General features: G+C 42.2%; 17 protein-coding genes, 1 other RNA gene and 1 pseudogene. 4 read left to right on the top strand and 15 right to left on the bottom strand.

What is annotated here, in order from left to right; all coding sequences use genetic code 11:
• Window positions 1-464: 464 nt before the first annotated feature.
• From QUF73_20535 to QUF73_20525, 3 genes and pseudogenes are all read right to left on the bottom strand, one after another.
• Window positions 465-926 carry a YrhA family protein gene (locus tag QUF73_20535; protein ID MDM5228516.1) on the bottom strand — a complete coding sequence of 154 codons (462 nt, stop codon included), beginning with the start codon at window positions 924-926 and terminating at the stop codon, window positions 465-467.
• Window positions 927-943: 17 nt separating this feature from the next.
• The gene (locus QUF73_20530) at window positions 944-1,174 is read right to left on the bottom strand and encodes an HNH endonuclease signature motif containing protein (GenBank protein ID MDM5228515.1); all 231 of its coding nucleotides are present in this window, start codon (window positions 1,172-1,174) and stop codon (window positions 944-946) included.
• Window positions 1,175-1,290: 116 nt separating this feature from the next.
• Window positions 1,291-2,577, bottom strand: a pseudogene (locus QUF73_20525) (LXG domain-containing protein).
• A gap of 769 nt (window positions 2,578-3,346) precedes the next feature.
• On the opposite strand from QUF73_20525, the gene QUF73_20520 reads away from it, so the two are divergent.
• From QUF73_20520 to QUF73_20510, 3 genes are read left to right on the top strand one after another with little or no spacing between them, the layout of a single operon-like run.
• Window positions 3,347-3,688: a helix-turn-helix transcriptional regulator gene (locus QUF73_20520; GenBank protein MDM5228514.1), complete on the top strand. Its 342-nt coding sequence runs from the start codon at window positions 3,347-3,349 to the stop codon at window positions 3,686-3,688.
• Window positions 3,681-4,163 (top strand): hypothetical protein, encoded by a 483-nt coding sequence (locus QUF73_20515; GenBank protein ID MDM5228513.1) that lies wholly within the window; start codon window positions 3,681-3,683, stop codon window positions 4,161-4,163. Before QUF73_20520 ends, QUF73_20515 begins: the two co-directional genes overlap by 8 nt.
• A complete protein-coding gene (locus QUF73_20510; GenBank protein MDM5228512.1) occupies window positions 4,160-4,687 on the top strand; it encodes a permease in 528 nt (175 codons plus the stop codon). Before QUF73_20515 ends, QUF73_20510 begins: the two co-directional genes overlap by 4 nt.
• Before the next feature lie 579 nt (window positions 4,688-5,266).
• Here the strand turns inward: QUF73_20510 and ssrA are convergent.
• From ssrA to secG, 5 genes are all read right to left on the bottom strand, one after another.
• Window positions 5,267-5,626: a transfer-messenger RNA gene (ssrA, locus tag QUF73_20505) on the bottom strand.
• A gap of 144 nt (window positions 5,627-5,770) precedes the next feature.
• The gene (gene smpB, locus QUF73_20500) at window positions 5,771-6,238 is read right to left on the bottom strand and encodes an SsrA-binding protein SmpB (protein MDM5228511.1); all 468 of its coding nucleotides are present in this window, start codon (window positions 6,236-6,238) and stop codon (window positions 5,771-5,773) included.
• A gap of 154 nt (window positions 6,239-6,392) precedes the next feature.
• Entirely contained in the window at window positions 6,393-8,717 is a 2,325-nt protein-coding gene (gene rnr / locus QUF73_20495) for a ribonuclease R (GenBank protein MDM5228510.1), read from the bottom strand.
• Window positions 8,718-8,753: 36 nt separating this feature from the next.
• Complete coding sequence (locus QUF73_20490; GenBank protein MDM5228509.1) at window positions 8,754-9,500, bottom strand: carboxylesterase; 747 nt, start codon at window positions 9,498-9,500, stop codon at window positions 8,754-8,756.
• Window positions 9,501-9,710: 210 nt separating this feature from the next.
• Window positions 9,711-9,944: a preprotein translocase subunit SecG gene (secG, locus tag QUF73_20485; GenBank protein MDM5228508.1), complete on the bottom strand. Its 234-nt coding sequence runs from the start codon at window positions 9,942-9,944 to the stop codon at window positions 9,711-9,713.
• Between the two features lie 129 nt (window positions 9,945-10,073).
• Between secG and QUF73_20480 the strand changes: the two genes are divergently transcribed.
• Window positions 10,074-11,084, top strand: coding sequence for a nuclease-related domain-containing protein (locus QUF73_20480; GenBank protein MDM5228507.1), 1,011 nt, complete (start codon window positions 10,074-10,076; stop codon window positions 11,082-11,084).
• 124 nt (window positions 11,085-11,208) lie between these two features.
• Here the strand turns inward: QUF73_20480 and eno are convergent, their stop codons facing one another.
• The 7 genes from eno to QUF73_20445 form a co-directional block, all read right to left on the bottom strand.
• Window positions 11,209-12,504: a phosphopyruvate hydratase gene (gene eno / locus QUF73_20475; protein ID MDM5228506.1), complete on the bottom strand. Its 1,296-nt coding sequence runs from the start codon at window positions 12,502-12,504 to the stop codon at window positions 11,209-11,211.
• Between the two features lie 64 nt (window positions 12,505-12,568).
• Entirely contained in the window at window positions 12,569-14,104 is a 1,536-nt protein-coding gene (gene gpmI / locus QUF73_20470) for a 2,3-bisphosphoglycerate-independent phosphoglycerate mutase (protein ID MDM5228505.1), read from the bottom strand.
• Window positions 14,097-14,858, bottom strand: coding sequence for a triose-phosphate isomerase (gene tpiA, locus QUF73_20465; GenBank protein ID MDM5228504.1), 762 nt, complete (start codon window positions 14,856-14,858; stop codon window positions 14,097-14,099). The genes gpmI and tpiA overlap by 8 nt, the downstream gene beginning before the upstream one ends.
• Before the next feature lie 66 nt (window positions 14,859-14,924).
• Window positions 14,925-16,109 (bottom strand): phosphoglycerate kinase, encoded by a 1,185-nt coding sequence (locus QUF73_20460; GenBank protein ID MDM5228503.1) that lies wholly within the window; start codon window positions 16,107-16,109, stop codon window positions 14,925-14,927.
• A gap of 399 nt (window positions 16,110-16,508) precedes the next feature.
• Entirely contained in the window at window positions 16,509-17,516 is a 1,008-nt protein-coding gene (gene gap / locus QUF73_20455; GenBank protein ID MDM5228502.1) for a type I glyceraldehyde-3-phosphate dehydrogenase, read from the bottom strand.
• A 45-nt stretch (window positions 17,517-17,561) separates the two neighbouring features.
• Complete coding sequence (locus QUF73_20450; protein ID MDM5228501.1) at window positions 17,562-18,584, bottom strand: sugar-binding domain-containing protein; 1,023 nt, start codon at window positions 18,582-18,584, stop codon at window positions 17,562-17,564.
• Between the two features lie 135 nt (window positions 18,585-18,719).
• Window positions 18,720-18,968, bottom strand: coding sequence for a glutaredoxin family protein (locus QUF73_20445; GenBank protein MDM5228500.1), 249 nt, complete (start codon window positions 18,966-18,968; stop codon window positions 18,720-18,722).
• Between the last annotated feature and the right edge of the window lie 17 nt (window positions 18,969-18,985).

Here is an 18,985-nt window from a genome sequence, read left to right as displayed (position 1 = left end):
TAATAAAAGTCTGATTTTCTTTGTGCTTACAAATGTTACAACTTATCCAGCCAAATAACAGAAGACTATATTACCTAAATTTCACATTTTTACCATTCCTCAAAACCCTCTGAGAGTAATATTTACACAAAAACAGATAGTATTCCTTCTTTAACTAACCTGCCCCGTTAGTGAAATAAGAAAAAGCTGTCAAAAGACAGCCTAATCTTCCGTTAAAGCAACAGTTAGTGAAATAACGAATATGAATTATTCACAAGATACAGACCAGTTAATAGCTAAGAAGTCCTATTCAGTCTTTGGTGTCTTATTGTTATCAAGACATGCATTTTTTGTGCTTTCAAGTGAATTAAAGTTTGAGATAATAGCCATTGCAGAAAATGACAGTACTATAAAACATAGCATAAAAGACTTTTTCCTCTTAATATTCACCTTACCTCCTCATAAGATTATCTATTTGGAAATTGTTATAATAAAGTTGTTTGTAAAGCCTCAGTTAACATGGAATCAAAACTATCAAATGATTGGATTAGGGTTCCGGAGGGTTTGTCTAGTTCAAGATATATTTCCTTCTGCAGGTCTAAACAGTACCAGGCTGTATCAGAGTCCCCCAAAAATATATATTGCTTTTGCCATTCATTTTCATACCAAATCTCGTTTGTATCAACAAACCCCTGAAGATCTTCAACTTCTTGGTCATCAAGTAGATGTTCATCAACACCATAGATGACCAACCCATTAAAGTCTAATCCATTTACAGTTTTCAAAAAATCTACATAAGACTTTGGTAATTCAATATTCCCTAATTTCTCCTGAATGTCCAACTGCAACTTGCTTATCTCTACATCCGTAACTGGATTCCTTAGTGAACTTCCATATTTCTCTTCAATTTTTTTTATTTCAATCAATAATTCTTTCCACTGGGCCATATCTGCTCATCCCTTCTTTATTTAAAAGGTTCCGGTGGGTAAACCTCATCTTCAAACATTGGCCAATTAATCTTCTTACTTTGTGTAGGAGTTAATTCTCTTGTTAGAGAGTTTTGTTCATTGGTAACTGCTTTATGATATGGATCATTTTTTATCATTACCAAGTTAGTAAAATCATTGGTACCACCATCATCTAAAGGTAAATTGTGATGGACTTGCCATCCCTTTGGATTAAGGCCATCTTTCATTCTGGCAATATCATTATCATTTAACCTGCGTTTCGAAGAAATTGTACTCTTATCGGATCGTTAGCAAAAGTTTTAAGGAAACTTTTCTTAACAGAATTATTAAAGGTCCTTCTTAATTACGCAGTTTCTTCTGGATGTCTTTTTGTATATATAATCTCTTCTACTTTCACGCCTTTTAAGTGGACTTTTTCCCCCTTTAATGTACCGATAAAGTAATCATCTTTTTCAATTTTATCTTTAGGCTTGGCTCTGTACCCCTCAACTGTTAACTTCTTAATCTGTGTCAAAGGGTTATGAAGTACATTGTAAGGTACTGTGCCATGAGCTGCTCCTCCTACCATTGCTGGTGTTGGCCCATGCGTCTGAAAAGAAAGTCCCTTCTCTCCCTTAGTAGCCTGGCCTACTGTCTTGGCAATTGTACCGGCTTTACCAATTCCTTTATCCCCGAGAAATCCAATTCCAAGGGTTGTCAGGCCATAGGTGAAAAAGGCTGTCCGGCTTTTAGCATCTCCATTGACAACATCCCTCTGCCAGGCATTGGTTACAGCGGACCATATGTATTTCGGCATATCCAGAGCCTGGCGTACTTTTCCGATGGGGTTATTTAAAATTCCTAGATAAAATTTCTGATGCTTCCTTTGATTTTCGAGCAGCTGGTCACGGTTAAACAGCAATTCACTGCCCAAAAACAGCGGACTGAAAGGTCCCATGATGGTTCGGCCCAGCTCATAGGTCGACTTCAGCCCATCCCATGTATCCCCTACAGCTTTGTATGCCCCCTCAATGGCTCCTTCAGCTATATCCTGAAGAATACTTTGCTCGCTTTCTGGATTGGAATTCGATATTTCCTCGTGGAAATCCTTCCAGTTGAGAGATTTAGGCTGATATTGGGCCAGAGATAAGCTACCGCTTTGGAAAATGCCTGCCATTTTTTGGATGTAATGGTTCATGAAGGATAGACCTTGCAGGAGAGGCTCCATTGTAGCCGTTTCCCCATGGTCAAAGTCCTCCAGTTTCTCAACGGTTTCTCGGCTTGAATCCTCCGCTCGCTTTGATGCCTGGATAAAACGGCCATCCTCCAGCCGTGGAAGCACAACAATATCGCTTACGGACTTCATAATCTCATTTGCTTCCTGTGTTAGATCTGCGGTAATCTGCAAGGTGCTTCTCAGCCCCTGTTTGAGCTCATGCTCCAGGAATTCCTGGCGGATAAATCCTGAAGGGGAGGGTTCAAGATTCAGCAATGAACCTATGAAACTTTTTAAATAGGATTGATACTCGTCAATCCAGGATTCAAGGAATTGCAGAAAAGGCTGGTGGCATTCCTGGTAATATGCACGTATAGCCTGGCCACCCTGCCCTTTAAAAGCAGCTTCAAGAGACACCAGCTCCTGGATGGATACCTGAACTTGATTTACCTAATCTTTAAGGATAGATAATTGAGTGCTCGTCTCGTCGATTCCTGCAAGCAAGGAATCTGCTTCTAATACCTTCAACAGAATCAGCTCCGCATTATAAATTCCATTTTCTTCCATTCTATCTTAAAGGACTCGGGCAATTAGTTGAATAGGAATTTTGGCATGAAAAAGTGTAAAAAGTTCCTTAGAAATTGTTTATTTCTTTAAATATGCTGTAGCCATCAGTGATTTCTACTTAAGATAAATACATAGCTGCATAACCCACTCTTTATTTTTTAGGCTGTTTTCGTAAACATTGTTGCTTACCATCAGGTTATAACAAAGAAAACTCGTATTAGAAAATTGCGAGTTTTTGTTATTTAAGGATTTGCTAATTCAACTAATGCACGCGCTAGTTTAAGTGCAATCCCTCACATTCTAATTTCTTATTAAATCAGTAAAAGACAAAATTCTTAAACGATCAATGTGTTTCTGTCATTCTAAATTATAAGGGAGTTTATTTCATAAGTGATAACTATGGATTCCACTTAACTATACCCCCGCTTGTTCTGTCATCGCACGAGATGGGACTGTAATTCCTTTCTTTAGCTACCATCCAACTAACCCTACGAAAGCTGAACTGAAAAGTCGAACAAAATTTTTTTTAAAAAAACATACTGTTAGTGACATATTACTGTTGTTAACAGTATACTGTTATTAACAGTAATGTGTTGCCAAAAAATTTTACATTTTAAATTAGGAGGCTAAATATATCATGAAACATACAGGGAGACATACAGGTGCATTTCTTCTGCTGTTTTTAACAGAGGGAGATAGCTATGGAGGGAAACTCCTGCAGAAATGTGAAGAAGAGCTTCCCATCAATCCAATTGATAGTGCCATTCTTTATCGAACATTAAAAACATTAGAGAAAGAAGGTGCTGTTGAATCTTATTTGGACACATCTAATCAAGATAAGCTGATAAAAATGTACAAAATTACTACAGTTGGAAAAAGAAAATTAGAAGATTTTCAAATAGATATAGAAGAAAAAAAGAAGAACTTATCATTTTTCTTAAATAAATACAATGAATGGAAGGATTCTCATCATGATTAATGGTACTATCCTTTACGCTATGGCTATTATTCTTCTCAGTATTTCTTTTATCAAAGATCGAAATAAAACGAGAGATGCTCTAATAAAGTCATGGAAAAGCTTTCGTAATATTATACCTGACATGTTATCAATTATGCTTTTCGTAGGACTATCACTGTCTATATTAACTCCAACCTTAATTTCTTCAATCATTGGAGAAAAATCTGGATTGACAGGTATTGTTTATTCGGCATTAATCGGTTCTATTGCACTAGTTCCTAGCTTTGTTGTATTTCCTCTTGGATACACATTAGTCCAAAATGGTGCAGGACTCCCTCAAGTGGCTGTATTAATGTCTACATTAATGTCCGTAGGAATCACAACTTTACCTATGGAACAAAAGATATTTGGGCGAAGTTTTGCCTATTCTCGCAACGTATCTGCAGTGGTAATGTCTCTAATATTTTCATATATTATTTGGGTGGTGATGGGATGACTAGATTAATAAGGTATCGTTTCTTTTTCATTTTATTATTTGGGCTCATTATCCTTACCTTTATAAACCAATCGGTGGGATGGAACGCATTTCAATTAACAGGAAAAAGCATTTTAGATATGCTGTTTCTACTCCCTCCTGTATTAATATTCGTAGGTTTGCTTGACAAATGGGTGGAGAAAGAAACACTTATAAGATATATGGGAGAAAAATCTGGAATCTATGGCATTTTGTTCTCCCTATTATTAGGAATAATTGCAGCTGGGCCCCTCTACGTAGCTTTTCCAATTGCAGCACTATTATTAAAAAAAGGAGCAAGCATACGCTATATTGTATTTTTTTTAGGAGTTTGGACAACTGCAAAATTACCGGTTATTGTATATGAATTTGCTTCATTTGGTGTTAAATTTACACTCATTCACATTTGTTTTGGATTGTTATTTTTCTATTTAATGGGTATTATTTTTGAAAAATTTTATAAGCATCGACAATTGTTAAGGTATGATATAACTAAAGACGTTTAGATTTAGATCGATAAATCTTTATCCACAATCCCAGATTATTTTGTAGCTGCACCTACAACGGACTATACTGCGTGCAGCAAAAGATTAGAGGATAAAGTTTGCACTGCATCCTCTCTTTGATTCACTTCTTCAACTATCCTGCTCCTTTAGTTTAAAAAGAAAAAAGCTGCACTATTAACAAACGACCTTTAACATAAGCACCCGTTTGTTTAAATACAGAAATTCACAAATCAGCAGCTTTTGAAAGAAGCTAATTTTACCCCACTTATACTTGACCCGACTTATATAATCCACCCCCTCCATTTCACACACCTACCCTGTTATCTTAATAATTTCAAATGGACATTATAATCGTAGATAAAAATTATATATAAAAGCATTAATGGTGAGGATGTAGATAGTCACTAGTTCAATTTTTTGTAGTAAATATAATCAAATAAAAAGAACTGTAGATTTACTACAGTTCCTTGAAAGTATTGAAGCATATTTTCGCCAAAAGCTTAATGAAGCATATCATTGGCTCACGGCAAAATTATGAGTTAAGTCACAAAGACAATAAAAAACCACCAAATATGTATTTGGTGGAGACGGAGGGAGTCGAACCCTCGTCCAGAAATATCGGCACTTAAGCTTCTACGAGTGTAGTCGATATATTCGCGCTTCGCTGGTCCTTATGCCTATCGACGGGCGTCCGGCCAGCTAGCCTGGTTGTTCTCTTCCTTCATCCTCAGGCGGTGGAATCCGGCGTAGCCCACTAAGAGTGAGTCCGCTACCCTACCACATGGGCGATGGAGGGGCGAACCGCTAAAGGCCTATTAGGCAGCTAAAGCGAAGTTGTTTTGAGTTTTGCCAGTTATTGGCTTTGACGTTTTAACGAGGCCGATCCCCTCGACTCGCAACCTAAGCTCGAACTATCCCTGTCGAATCCGTAGCGTCCCCATTATAATAGGTCTGCGCCGAATCTTATTCAGCACGCTGACGTTCGGATAAGCTCGAAATAGATGAGCAAAAGATTGTGTCACTCTCTGTGACAATTACTATTATAGCACACTGAGCTAATTTTTCAATTGTAAGGTTCTGGATTTACATTTTCTGCCTTTCGCGGAAAGCACGCTCTACTTCACGCTTGGCTTCTTTCTTCTTCAGATCCTCACGCTTGTCATATTTCTTTTTACCCCTCGCCAGGCCAATTAAAACTTTGGCATATCCATTTTTGAGGTACATTTTTAATGGAACGATCGAGTAGCCGACTTCCTTCGACTCACCAATCAGCTTGCTGATTTCTTTTCTATGCAAAAGAAGCTTTCTTGTCCTTAGCGGGTCGTGATTGTAGCGGTTCCCCTGCTCATAAGGACTGACATGCATGCCGAAAAGATAAATTTCATTGTTTTGAATTCTGGCATATGAGTCCTTCAGATTCACCTTGCCCGCACGGATCGATTTAATTTCCGTTCCCTGCAGAACAATACCCGCTTCGTATGTTTCTTCTATAGCATAGTCATGATAGGCCTTTTTATTTTGCGCAACCATTTTGCCAGTTCCTTTTGGCATGTTGAATCCCCCTTTGCTCCTCTTTCCTGATATCAGGAAATGCAGCACCCGTTCTATAGCGGTCTTTCTATTATAGCAAAATTGCGTGCCCCTCTCAACGAGGAGCCCTGCTGTGAAGGGAAAGAGAGAGCCTTTTAGGCCCTCCCAATTTTCTTTACCGTTTCTTTTTCTTCCGCTTTGCTTTTGGCGCATTTTCGTAATGCTTTTTCTCTTTTTTCTTTCTCGGGCCGCCTGAACTATTTCCTTTTCCCTGGTCAGACTTACTTCTGCGCGGCTTTTTCTCAGTGCTTCCGGTCTTGAACACCTTTGGAGCTTCTCTTGGTTCCCGTCTGCGGGTCCCCTTCATGCCGACGATTTCAAAATCAATCGAACGTTCGTCTTTATTTACATTGACGACACGAACAGTGATCTCGTCGCCTATGCGGAAAACATTGCCCGTACGCTCGCCAATCATCGCCATCTGGCGCTCGTCATAGCGGTAATAATCGTCCGTCATATAGCTGACATGAATAAGGCCTTCAATCGTGTTTGGAAGCTCGACAAACATTCCAAAGTTCGTAACAGAGCTGATTATGCCATCATATTCCTCGCCAATTTTATCAGCCATATATTCCGCTTTCTTAAGCTCATCTGTTTCACGTTCCGCTTCAACTGCACGGCGCTCCATATTGGAAGAATGCTCAGCAATATCCGGGAGCTGTGCGTTCCACTTTTCCCTTGTCGCCTGATCCAGCTTTCCTTCAATTAAATAGGTGCGGATTAGTCTGTGGACAATTAGGTCCGGGTAACGGCGAATCGGTGATGTGAAGTGTGTGTAAAACTCTGTTGATAACCCGAAGTGACCAAGGCTCTCTTCAAAGTACTTCGCCTGCTGCATGGAGCGGAGCATCACTGTGGATACAACCATTTCTTCCGGCTTGCCCTGAACCTCTTCAATGATTTCCTGAAGAGCACGCGGGTGAACGGAATTGGCTGTTCCTTTTACGATATAGCCGAAGTTTGTAATAAACTCGAAAAATCTTCTCAGCTTATCTTCCTTCGGATCTTCATGGATACGGTAAATGAAAGGTACATCCATCCAATGGAAGTGCTCAGCAACAGTTTCATTGGCTGCGAGCATAAACTCTTCAATCAGGCGCTCCGCAATCGAGCGTTCACGCAATGCCACCTCTGTCGGATTGCCCTCTTCATCCACTATGACTTTCGCTTCTTTAAAATCAAAGTCGATGGCTCCGCGATGCATTCTCTTTTTACGTAAGATCAGAGAAAGCTCCTTCATCAGCTCGAACATCGGCACAAGCGATTGGTACCTGTTGATAAGTTCTTCGTCCTGCTCTTCTAAAATCTTATTCACATCTGAATAAGTCATCCGTTCGGTTGTCTTAATCACACTCTGGAAAATCTCGTGATTCACGACTTCTCCATCCGGTGTGATTTCCATCTCACAAGAAAGAGTAAGACGGTCCACTTTCGGATTCAATGAGCAAATGCCGTTTGATAAGCGATGCGGGATCATCGGGATTACCCGGTCCACTAAATAAACGGAGGTTGCCCGCTCTTCAGCCTCCCGGTCGATTGGTGAGTCTTCGCGTACATAATAAGTAACATCCGCAATATGGACACCCAGTCTGTAATGGCCGTTTTCAAGCTTTTGGACCATTACCGCGTCATCAAGGTCTTTCGCATCAGCGCCGTCAATGGTAACGATGACTTCGTTTCTAAGATCCCGGCGGTTTTCCAGTTCGCTTGGATCAATCGTATCCGGCGTTTCCTCGGCATGCTTGAGCACCTCATCCGGAAACTCCAGCGGAAGGCCATGCTTGTGAATAACAGAGAGAATATCCACACCCGGGTCGTTTTTATGTCCAAGTATGTCGATAACTTCTCCTTCTGCACTCTTTCTGCCTTCTGGATAAGTGGTCAGTTTTACAACGACCTTGTGCCCTTCAACAGCACCTTTTGATGCTGATTTGGGGATAAAAATATCACTGGCAAACTTTTTATCATCCGGGATAACAAATCCAAAATGCTTGCTTTCCGTATAGGTTCCGACAATTTGTGTCACACCGCGTTCTAAGATGCGGACAATCGTACCTTCCCGCCTCTGTCCTGAACTCTCAGTCGTCACACGCGCAAGAACGATATCGCCATTTAAGGCATTATTTGTTTCATTGGGCGGGATAAAAATATCATCCATTCCCTGCTCTTCCGGAATGACAAAGGCAAATCCCTTTGCATGGCCGGAAAGCTTGCCGCGGATCAAATTCATTTTTTCCGGCAAGCCATAGCGATTGCTTCTCGTTCTGACGACAAGCCCTTTTTCCTCCATGACAACAAGTGCCTTGACGAAATCTTTGAAGCCAGTGGAATCCTCTATTCCAAACGCGGCTTCAAGCTCCTGAACCGTCAATGGCTTATACGCTTCATCTTTCATATAATGAAGCAGCTTGTCGATCAGCTGTTGTATATTATTTTCCATATCTTCATCCCTCCTTGGGGAGTTTTTCTTCTGGTATTATTCTTCCCAATCAAGCTTTTCTAAAAACGCATACACATCTTCATGCAGCTGGTCACGCTCTTTATCGAGAGTAATCACGTGCCCGGATTCTTCGTACCACTTCAGCTGCTTTAAGTCATTCTCCACTTCATTAAAAATGATATTAGCACTGTCCGTGTTGATCATATGGTCATGACGTGCCTGTACAACAAATGTTGGGGAGTATATCATATCCACATGATTGCGCACATCCGCGATCAGCTCCTGGAGTGCCTTTAATGTATTCATCGGTGTCTTTTGGAACTCTTCCATTTCCTGCTCAATTTGTGCTTCCGGCTTTCCTTCAAGTCTTTTATATTCTCTTGCGTAGTTCAGAATTCCTTCATACATGACTTCTTCGCTTTTTATGTACATAGGTGCGCACATCGGAACAATACCCTTTACAGGTACAGTGTAACCCAATTTAAGGGAAAATACGCCGCCAAGGGAAAGTCCGGCCACTGCAATTTCTTTATGACCCTTGTTTTTTAGAAATTCGTACCCGTCCATCACATCTTTCCACCAGTCTTCCGGGCCTGTATGAACAAGCTCTTCAGGCGGAACCCCATGTCCCTTATACTGCGGTGCATGGCAGGTGTAGCCCTTTGTTTCAAGAAATCTTGCCATCATTCTTACATCTGCTGTATTTCCAGTGAAACCATGCAGCAGCAGGACTGCTCTTTTTCCATTTCCAAATGTAAATGGTTTTGGCGCAACAACTCTCATGGATAAAACTCCTTTTACCTTTATAATTCCTATAATTTTATTAATCAAACGTTTGATTGAATCTGCATTCCTTATTTTTAGCAAACAGCGGGGCAACATGCCAATAAAAAGCTTTCTTACGTAAAAAAATGTGGACGTTAGCCAACATATGCAAATGTGCAAAGCCAAAAATAAAAGCCTGACCTTCTGAAGGCCAGGCGCTGCATTCATTTATATCGCGAAATAAGAAACCAAAACAGTAAGGATAAAGAATAAAACAGATAGAACGATCGTAATGCGGTGAAGAATCAGATCAATCCCGCGTGCTTTTTGCTTTCCAAAAAGCTGCTCAGCTCCCCCTGAAATGGCACCGGAAAGACCTGCGCTTTTACCAGACTGAAGGAGTACAACTACAATAAGGCCAATCGAAACTATGACTAAAAGGGTAATCAATAATGTATGCATGAAGCCACCTCCTGAAAACGTACAATCACATTATTCTTAATTTATCACATTTTGGTTGTATAAACAATAAGATTTTGGCAGGACCTGTTAGTTGGAAGGACTTTTATAGCAGTTGAGAGAATCTATATTGTGAAAGGACTGATGCCATTGATCATAAAAGAGCGGAAGAAATCAAATTTTATTCTAAGCATGAACGCTTTATTGAGAAGACTGCCGCTATCACATCCAAAAAGGGGTCTCATTGAAAGTGATTTAACGAAGCGAAAAGCAGGTATTCGCGGAGAAGAATCTGTGGATTACTTTTTAAAAGATTTACCTGAGTTCATAATTGTTAAAGATATTCGGCTTTCCAATGGAAACGGAGACTTCTATCAAATCGATATGCTTCTCCTATGCCCAAACTTCCTTCTTACCCTCGAAATTAAGAACATCTCCGGCACTATTTATTTTGACCCCGCATTTAACCAGCTGATTCAGAGCATGCAAGAAAAGGAAAGAGGTTTTCTTGATCCTTTAATACAAGCTAAAAGGCAGCAAAAGGAACTTGCAAAATGGCTAGCTGATCGTAAGATTCACACACCCATTGAGTACCTTGTTGTGATCAGCAATCCTTCTACTATTATCAAGACTCCCTCTTATCACAAAGTGGCCTTAGAAAAGGTGCTGCATGCGAGCCATTTGAGAGAAAGGATAGATAGACTAAAGGAGAAATATCCTGAAGAGAAATTAACAGACAGAGAGATCAGAAAGTTAAGCAGAGCTATTACAAATAAACATATCCCTGCGAATTACAGTGTCCTAAAATACTATGACATTGATATAAAAGAGATTATTACCGGCATTCAATGTCCTGCCTGCAGCCGATTTTCACTTAAAAGGGTGCGGGGCACCTGGAAATGCGGTAATTGCCTTACTGCTGATAAGGAAGCACATATTAGAACCCTCCATGATTACTTTCTTTTGATTAGTTCCTCCATTACGAATCAACAATTTCGGGAATTCACCCATTTATCTTCCTCAAATATTGCCAAAAAGCTGCTGACTGCGCTGAAACTTCCCTATACCGGTTCATACAAGGACCGAACCTATCAATTATCTGCCGATTTTTTTGAGAGTCTTCATTTTACCGGCCGAAAATGAATATTTACCGGCCAATATTTGATATTTACCGGCCAAAACCGGAAAAATACCGGCCAAACTGTCCTATTTACCGGCCAAGACTAAAAAAACAGCCGCCCCACCCGGGACGGCTGCACAAGCAAGATTACTTGCTCAAGTTATAGAAAGATTTTAATCCATCATATACAGCTAAATCGCCAAGCTCGTCTTCGATGCGAAGAAGCTGGTTGTATTTAGCTATACGGTCTGTACGTGACATTGAACCAGTTTTGATCTGGCCAGCGTTTGTTGCAACGGCGATATCAGCGATTGTAGCATCTTCTGTTTCACCGGAACGGTGAGATACAACTGCAGTGTAGCCAGCGCGCTTCGCCATTTCGATTGCTTCAAATGTTTCCGTTAATGTACCGATTTGGTTTACTTTGATCAAGATTGAGTTGCCTACGCCCTGCTCGATTCCTTGAGCAAGCTTCTTCGTGTTTGTAACGAACAGGTCGTCACCAACAAGCTGAACTTTGCCGCCGATGCGGTCAGTTAATAGCTTGTGGCCTTCCCAGTCGTTTTCGTCAAGACCATCTTCAATTGAGATGATTGGGAACTCGTTTACAAGCTCTTCGTAGAAGTTAACCATATCTTCTGAAGTTAAGCCCGTACGGCCTTCACCTGCAAGATCGTATTTGCCAGTTTCTTTGTTGTAGAACTCAGAGGAAGCAACATCCATAGCAAGGAAAATGTCTTTGCCTGCTTCGTAGCCAGCATTAGTGATTGCTTCAATGATTACTTCAAGAGCTTCACGGTTAGAGCCAAGGTTTGGAGCGAATCCGCCTTCGTCACCTACAGCAGTGTTTAAGCCTTTGCCAGATAGAACTTTCTTCAATGAATGGAATACTTCAGCACCCATGCGGATTGCTTCCTTGAAAGTAGGAGCTCCTACAGGCATGATCATGAATTCCTGGAAGTCTACGTTGTTGTCAGCGTGAGATCCGCCGTTGATGATGTTCATCATTGGTGTTGGAAGCTGCTTCGCGTTGAAGCCGCCAAGGTAACGGTATAATGGAAGTCCTACAGACTCGGCAGCAGCATGTGCACAAGCCATGGATACGCCAAGGATTGCATTCGCACCAAGCTTGCCTTTGTTTTCAGTTCCATCTAACGCGATCATTGTGCGGTCGATGCCAACCTGATCCGTTACATCCAAGCCGATAACAGCGTCAGCAATCAGATTGTTCACGTTGTCTACTGCTTTTTGAACACCTTTTCCAAGGTAGCGGGACTTGTCGCCGTCACGAAGTTCTACTGCTTCGTGCTCACCAGTGGATGCTCCAGAAGGAACGATGGCACGGCCAAAAAATCCTGATTCTGTTAAAACTTCAACTTCAATTGTTGGGTTACCGCGGGAATCTAATACTTCACGAGCATATACTTGTTCAATAAATGGCATAGTAATTCTCTCCTTTTTTATGAAAAATCGTTTTCGACAAAGTTCGGCTGGTGCCTGTCACCGATTACTTTTTCAATAAAGTTGTTCCTGTCATTTCCGCAGGTTTTTCCAGTCCAAGCAGGTCCAGGACAGTAGGAGCAAGATCTCCTAAAATTCCATCTGTGCGGAGTTCTGCACCATCCTCTGTAACGATGACTGGAACCGGGTTTGTAGTGTGGGCGGTCATTGGGCTGCCTTCCAAAGTAACAACTTCATCGGCATTGCCATGGTCAGCTGTGATGATCGCTTTTCCGCCTTTAGAAATAATCAGATCAACAATTTTGCCAAGGCATTCGTCAACCGTTTCAACCGCCTTGATCGTAGGCTCAAGCATGCCTGAGTGCCCCACCATGTCCGGGTTGGCAAAGTTCAGGATGATCGCATCGAAATTATCAGCCTCTATTTCCTTCAGCAACGCGTCCGTCACTTCATAAGCACTCATCTCGGGCTTAAGGTCATAGGTAGCTACTTTCGGTGAGTCGATCAGGATCCGCTCTTCGCCGGGGAATTTCTCTTCACGCCCGCCGCTCATAAAGAACGTCACGTGCGGATACTTTTCTGTTTCCGCAATGCGGAGCTGTGTTTTTCCGTTTTGCGCTAAAACCTCACCTAAAGTGTTATCAAGGTTGGTAGGTTTGAACGCTACATATCCGTCAACTGTTTCACTGAAGTGGGTTAAACAAACGAAGAACAAGTTCTCCGGATGCCCTGGCCCTCTATCAAAGGAACGGAAGTCTTTATTTGTAAAAGTGTTCGAAATCTGGATTGCCCTGTCCGGACGGAAATTATAGAAAATAACTGCATCATTGTTCTTAATTGTTGCAACCGGTTTACCATCTTCTGCAGTAATGACAGATGGAATGACGAACTCATCAAAGATACCATTTTTATAGTTATCTTCAACTAAATCCAAGGGATCGCTGTATGAAGGGCCATCACCATACACCATGGAACGGTAAGACTTTTCAACACGCTCCCAGCGTTTGTCGCGGTCCATGGAATAATAGCGTCCGGAAATCGTCGCAAATTCGCCGACTCCGTACTCCTTCATTTTTTCCTGCGCTTCTTTAATGTAGCCTGCTGCTGTTTGCGGGCCAACATCACGTCCATCCAGGAATCCATGAACATAGACATTCTTCACACCTTCTTCAGCGGCCATACGAAGCAGTGCGAATAAGTGCTGAATATGACTGTGAACGCCTCCATCTGAAAGGAGTCCCATCAAATGAAGATCCGTGCCAGTCTTTTTAACATGGTCAATCGCAGAACGGAACGTTTCGTTTTTCTCAAACTGTCCTTCACGAATCGCCACGTTCACTCTTGTTAAACTCTGATATACAATCCGGCCTGCACCGATGTTTAAGTGGCCTACTTCAGAGTTTCCCATTTGCCCTTCCGGAAGACCTACTGCTTCGCCGCTGGCTGTCAGCGTTGCGTTAGGGTAGGTATTCCAGTAGCGTTCGAAGTTTGGTTTCTTTGCCTGGGCAACGGCATTTCCCATCCGCTCGCCGCGCAATGCGAAACCATCTAAGATGATTAATGCAACTGGAGATTTACTCATTCTTGCCTGCCTCCAATAATTGAAGGAAGACTTCAGGCTCAAGGCTTGCGCCGCCTACAAGAGCTCCATCAATATCAGGCTGGCTCATATATTCTTTAATATTTCCAGGCTTTACGCTGCCGCCGTACTGAATGCGGACTGCATCTGCAGCAACTTGCGAAAATTGCTTCGCAACAACAGAGCGGATATGCGCACATACTTCATTCGCATCTGCAGATGTGGAAGATTTGCCTGTTCCGATTGCCCAGATTGGCTCATACGCAATAACAGTCTGTTTTACCTGATCTTCTGTTAAGCCATTAAGAGCTTTTTCCACCTGCGAGCCTACAAGATCCATCGTTTCACCGCTTTCACGCTGTTCAAGCGATTCACCGACACAAACGATAGGAGTTAAATTGTATTTAAAAGCAGCCAAAGTTTTTTTGTTAACTGCCTCGTCTGTTTCATTAAACATTTCCCGGCGTTCGGAATGACCAAGGATTACATATTTTACCCCAAGGTCTTCAAGTGCCACAGGGCTGACTTCGCCTGTAAAAGCACCGCTTTCTTCGAAGTGCATGTTTTGCGCGCCGATTTCAACATCTGAACCCTTTGAGCTTTCAACAAGTCGCTCCAAGAATAGTGCAGGTGCACATACAACTGTTTCTACCTGCTCTTTCCCAGGCACTAAGCCATTGATTTCTTCAAGAAAGACTTTCGCTTCCGGAAGTGTTTTATGCATTTTCCAGTTTCCTGCGATAATTGGTTTACGCATGTTGCACGTCCTTTCATGCATTTTATTATGGTCAATAGGCAGGGCAAAAATTGCCTCTATCAAAAATTATTTATCGTTTAAAGCAACTACGCCAGGCAGAGCCTTTCCTTCCATAAACTCAAGGGAAGCGCCGCCGCCTGTTGAAATATGGCTCATGCGGTCAGCAAGATGGAATTTCTCAACCGCTGCTGCAGAATCGCCGCCGCCGATGACTGAATATGTATCATTCGCTTCTGCTAAAGTCTCAGCCACAGCTCTTGTTCCGCCTGCAAATTTCTTCAATTCAAAAACACCCATTGGCCCATTCCAGATTACCAGCTTGGAATTCTGGATTACATCGCTATAGATTTCGCGGGTTTTAGGTCCGATATCAAGTGCTTCCCAATCAGAAGGAATTTCTTCTATTGCTACTGTTTTAATATTGGCTTCCTCGGAAAAATCGTCTGCTACCACGACATCAACAGGCATATAGAAGTTCACGCCTTTTTCTTTCGCTTTTTCCATAAACGATTTTGCAAGGTCAATTTTATCTTCTTCTAAAAGTGACTTTCCTACTTCATGGCCGTTAGCTTTTACAAACGTATAGGCAAGTCCGCCGCCAATGATCAGGTTGTCTACCTTTTCAAGAAGGTTTTCTATTACACCGATCTTATCTTTAACCTTTGCACCGCCGATAATGGCTGTAAATGGACGCTCAGGATTTGAAAGAGCTTTTCCAAGTACATCAAGTTCTTTTTCCATTAATAGTCCTGATACTGCAGGAAGGTGCTGCGCAATTCCTTCCGTTGAAGCATGTGCACGGTGTGCTGCTCCAAAGGCATCGTTCACATACACATCAGCAAGCTCAGCAAATGCCTTTGCAAGTTCAGAATCATTCTTTTCCTCGCCAGGATAGAAACGCACGTTTTCAAGAAGAAGAACATCTCCGTCACCTAACGTGTCAACCATTGCTTTTACAGAATCTCCATATGCTTCATCGGCCTTCTTCACTTCTTTGCCAAGAAGCTCGGACAAACGCTTTGCTACTGGTGTTAAACGCAAGTCTTCAACAACTGAACCCTTCGGGCGGCCCAGATGGCTTGCTAAGATCACTTTAGCACCCTGGTTAATCAAATACTCAATCGTTGGAAGAGCTGCTTTGATGCGAGTTTCATCTGTTACCTGTCCATCCTTCATCGGCACGTTGAAATCAACCCGGCAGAAAACACGCTTACCTTGTAACTCAACATCTTTTACGCTTTTTTTGTTCATAGCAAAAGGACCTCCTTACCAGGAAAAGCGGAAGCGCCTTGCCCAAGAGGTACGCAGACTAAAAACGCCACGTCCTGTGGCAACGTCTGCATGAACCGCATCCCTGCGGTCCTCAAGCATAAGACGAGCGCTGGCAGAAGGCGTTCTTTGCCTTCAGAAGCGATTGGCTTATGACTCGAGCCCCTAGGCGCTGGAGCTAGACACCACCCTAGTGAATTATTTTTACTTTTTGCTTTAAAACAAAAGGGAGAGGGATTGTTTCCCTGCTCCCCTTTTACCCTTATCCATTATAGACGTTAGCGATTTTAATATCCAACAAGATGAGGTATTTTTTTAAAGAAAAAATTCATCTTGAGAATGCTTCGCAAAACGAATATTTTTCTGGAAAAAATTTATCTATTAAAGCCCTTTTTGAGCGATGTAGTCAACAAGGTCCACTACGCGGTTAGAGTAACCAGACTCGTTGTCATACCAAGAGATAACTTTGACCATGCTGCCTTCCATAACCATTGTAGAAAGTGCATCGATTGTAGAAGAAGCCGGGTTTCCGTTGTAGTCGCCAGATACTAATGGCTCTTCGCTGTATGCAAGGATGCCTTTTAGTTCGCCTTCAGCAGCTGCTCTAAGAGCACTGTTTACTTCTTCTGCTGTTACATCTTTGTCAAGCTCAGCAACAAGGTCAACTAGAGAAACGTTTGGAGTTGGAACACGCATAGCTCCACCGTTCAGTTTGCCTTTTAGTTCAGGCAATACTAGAGATACGGCTTTTGCAGCTCCAGTAGTTGTTGGGATGATGTTTTCGGCTGCTGCACGTGCACGGCGATAGTCTTTGTGCGGCAAGTCAAGGATCTGCTGGTCATTTGTGTATGAGTGAACAGTTGTCATCATACCGCGCTTGATTCCGAAGCTGTCGTTCAATACTTTTGCAAATGGAGCCAGGCAGTTTGTTGTACAAGATGCGTTTGAGATTACATGGTGGTTTGCAGGGTCATATTTATCATGGTTAACACCCATAACCACTGTGATATCTTCGTCAGTTGCAGGAGCTGAGATGATTACTTTCTTCGCGCCAGCTTCAAGGTGTTTCGCAGCGTCAGCACGCTTTGTGAAACGGCCAGTAGATTCTACTACTACTTCTACGCCAAGATCTCCCCATCCTAATTGTGCAGGATCGCGCTCAGCAAGCACTTTTACTTTATGGCCGCCAACAACAAGGTAATCGCCGTCAACTGTTACTTCTTCATTTAATGTTCCGTGTACGGAATCATATTTTAAAAGGTGTGCAAGCATGTTTGCATCTGTAAGGTCATTTACTGCTACAACCTCTACGTTAGGGTTTTTAAGAGCTGCACGGAAAACAACACGCCCGATTCTTCCAAATCCGTTAATACCAACTTTAACTGCCATGATTATTTCCTCCTTAGAAAGGTAGATTTAATATTTGAAAAGGGATTACCCTTTTAACAACTGTTTTGCTGCACCTTCATCTGTCACTAAAATGGTAGAGGATGGTGCCCGTTTCATGTATGCAGCGATGGCTTTAGCCTTTGAGGAACCGCCTGCCACTGCAATGACATGTTCAATATGGGATAGGTCATCCAGCTGAAGGCCGATGGTCTGAACCTTATGTACAACCTCGCCGCCTTCATTGAAGTAATAGCCAAAAGATTCGCCTACTGCCTTGGCATGCTTTATTTTCTCAAAATCTTCTTCACTGGTTTTGCGGCGTTCCGCCATTGTAATAGCGTCCCCAATCCCGTGTAAAACCATGCTTGCAGATTTGATCTGGGTGATTACTTCTTTAATATTTGGATCTTTAATGATGCTTTCATACATCTCCCTGCTCACCTGGTCCGGTACATAAAGGACGCGGTGTCTGGAATCTGTATGATCAGCCATTTTTGCACAAATGGTATTAGCCTGATTTTTAACATCTTCCCCAATTCCGCCCCGTGCCGGCACAAACAGCCAATCCCGTTCAGCAAGATCAGGAGTAAGCATCTCTGCTACGGCTGCCATTGTGGAACCGCCGGTAACTGCGATGATATTTTTTCCTTTGAGCCTTGATTTCATGCACATCGCTGTGGCCCTGCCAAGCTCCTGCTTCACCCATGGAGATTCATCGCTGTTTCCGGAAACAATGATCGCCTGGCGAATGCCAAGTTTTCGGGATAAATCCTGCTCCATTACGGCTATACCCGAAATATCCCTCATTATTCCTTTAAGAGCTTCAAGCAAATCCTTGCCATCAGAAGAAAGGCTCATTCCCGTACTTGAAATACGGATCAGGTTCTGGTCTTTTAAAAACTCAACCTCACTTCTCAGCACTCTTTCCGTCAGGCCTAAACTTACTGCAAGGCTCCGTCTTCCAACCGGCTCCATCAGCCCTATGTAATGAAGAATCCCATAGCGCTTCTGCATAACCGCAAGCATATCAGGCAATAATCTTTTTTGAATATCAATTAGTGAGTACATCCGGAAAGCTCCTTCATCATATGTGGTCATTTTTTGTCCCGCATAGACATATTATGTCCCACTTACCGTAAAAAAAATCACCCTTGCTTCTCTTTCATAATAGCAAGAGTGAGTATTGAAATCAACTGATAAAACTCAGTTTTTTTCTGTAAGCGCTTCACATAATGTAATGGCGTCAATATGCCCGAACTGCACTTCGTTCCCATCAATTTCAACAACCGGAATCATGATCCCATACTTCTCGGTCAGTTCATCGCTATCATCAATGTCTTTCTCAATTAAGGTAAAATCATATTCTTTCTTCAATTCCACTATTACTTCCTTAGCTTTATCACACAGCGGGCATCTGCTGCGTGTGTAAAACACTAGCTCTGGCTGTTTCAATCAGCAAATCTCCTTTG

It is taken from the genome of Cytobacillus sp. NJ13 (assembly GCA_030348385.1).
Lineage (GTDB): Bacteria > Bacillota > Bacilli > Bacillales > Cytobacillaceae > Cytobacillus.
The sequence above is the reverse complement of the archived record's forward strand: the minus strand, read 5'-3'. Positions and strand labels throughout refer to the sequence as shown.

Bases quoted from the DNA above. Each gene is read 5' to 3' on its own strand.
- tpiA (MDM5228504.1), bottom strand. From the start codon at position 14,858: ATGCGTAAACCAATTATCGCAGGAAACTGGAAAATGCATAAAACACTT.
- QUF73_20460 (MDM5228503.1), bottom strand. From the start codon at position 16,109: ATGAACAAAAAAAGCGTAAAAGATGTTGAGTTACAAGGTAAGCGTGTT.
- QUF73_20490 (MDM5228509.1), bottom strand. From the start codon at position 9,500: ATGAGAGTTGTTGCGCCAAAACCATTTACATTTGGAAATGGAAAAAGA.
- QUF73_20530 (MDM5228515.1), bottom strand. From the start codon at position 1,174: ATGAAAGATGGCCTTAATCCAAAGGGATGGCAAGTCCATCACAATTTA.
- smpB (MDM5228511.1), bottom strand. From the start codon at position 6,238: ATGCCAAAAGGAACTGGCAAAATGGTTGCGCAAAATAAAAAGGCCTAT.
- gap (MDM5228502.1), bottom strand. From the start codon at position 17,516: ATGGCAGTTAAAGTTGGTATTAACGGATTTGGAAGAATCGGGCGTGTT.
- gpmI (MDM5228505.1), bottom strand. From the start codon at position 14,104: ATGAGTAAATCTCCAGTTGCATTAATCATCTTAGATGGTTTCGCATTG.
- QUF73_20450 (MDM5228501.1), bottom strand. From the start codon at position 18,584: ATGTACTCACTAATTGATATTCAAAAAAGATTATTGCCTGATATGCTT.
- secG (MDM5228508.1), bottom strand. From the start codon at position 9,944: ATGCATACATTATTGATTACCCTTTTAGTCATAGTTTCGATTGGCCTT.
- eno (MDM5228506.1), bottom strand. From the start codon at position 12,504: ATGCCATTTATTGAACAAGTATATGCTCGTGAAGTATTAGATTCCCGC.
- rnr (MDM5228510.1), bottom strand. From the start codon at position 8,717: ATGGAAAATAATATACAACAGCTGATCGACAAGCTGCTTCATTATATG.
- QUF73_20515 (MDM5228513.1), top strand. From the start codon at position 3,681: ATGATTAATGGTACTATCCTTTACGCTATGGCTATTATTCTTCTCAGT.
- QUF73_20535 (MDM5228516.1), bottom strand. From the start codon at position 926: ATGGCCCAGTGGAAAGAATTATTGATTGAAATAAAAAAAATTGAAGAG.
- QUF73_20520 (MDM5228514.1), top strand. From the start codon at position 3,347: ATGAAACATACAGGGAGACATACAGGTGCATTTCTTCTGCTGTTTTTA.
- QUF73_20510 (MDM5228512.1), top strand. From the start codon at position 4,160: ATGACTAGATTAATAAGGTATCGTTTCTTTTTCATTTTATTATTTGGG.